Genomic DNA, 840 nt, shown 5'->3' with positions numbered 1-840 from the left:
CAGGCGTTTGGAAGGTTGATGTACAAAACAACGGTAAACCGACAGTAACTAAAAATGGTGGAAATATTAATGGTAGTCAAGGAAAAAATGTAACGGTTACAGGCCGATATGGCGAAACTGGTACGATGAATACAACTGTTAATCAAAGAGTCGGTACAAGCGCGATTCAAAAAACTGCTACGGGTGTATGGTTTGGCTCATCAGCTGCAAATGCGTTAAGTAAAAACGGTTCATATGTAGCAACACAGTTAAGAGCTGGTAATTATCAGTCAGCATTTGAGGGTTCAGTTCTTGCTTTAGGAGATTTCGGAAATAATTTATTCGGAGGATTGCCTGAATCAATTGTAAATTTGGGGCGTTCTTTAGGTTTAGTAAATAGTCCGTCGCCTCAACAATTTAGAGATGCAGCAGAAAGATTTTATGCTGGCCAACGCCAAGCAGAAGCCGAAGGCAACTACCAAAAAGCAGTAGCACAAGCAGCAGCTAAAAAAGCAGCAGAAGCAGCACAAAAAGCTAAAGCACAGCAAGAAAAAAAAGAAAATTTAGAAAAACAAGAAAAATCTGGAAAAAATGTTGTACTCGTAAGGTTTCGCGAATGGGGTGGGGGCGAAGCCGAAATTGTTGAGTGGAAAAGCTATGAAACATCTTTTGGTGTTGGTAGATCTGATTATGGAAATTATCATTTATACGACATGAAAAATTCTAGTATTTCTATTAAATATTCAAATGATTTAACAATTACATATAGTCCAAAATTTTCGGGTAAATATGGTCGGTTTTTAAGTATCAGTACTTATCCCAATAGTGAATTAAACCGTCAAAATATTATAAATAATAATG

Annotated in this window: 1 pseudogene; it reads left to right on the top strand. The window is 36.8% G+C overall.

Going from position 1 to position 840, the window contains the following annotated elements:
- Positions 1-840 (top strand): annotated as a pseudogene (locus HMPREF2661_RS11625) (hypothetical protein); the annotation flags it as partial.

It is taken from the genome of Neisseria sp. HMSC061B04 (genome assembly GCF_001836705.1).
Taxonomy (GTDB): Bacteria; Pseudomonadota; Gammaproteobacteria; order Burkholderiales; family Neisseriaceae; genus Neisseria.
The sequence above is the reverse complement of the archived record's forward strand: the minus strand, read 5'-3'. Positions and strand labels throughout refer to the sequence as shown.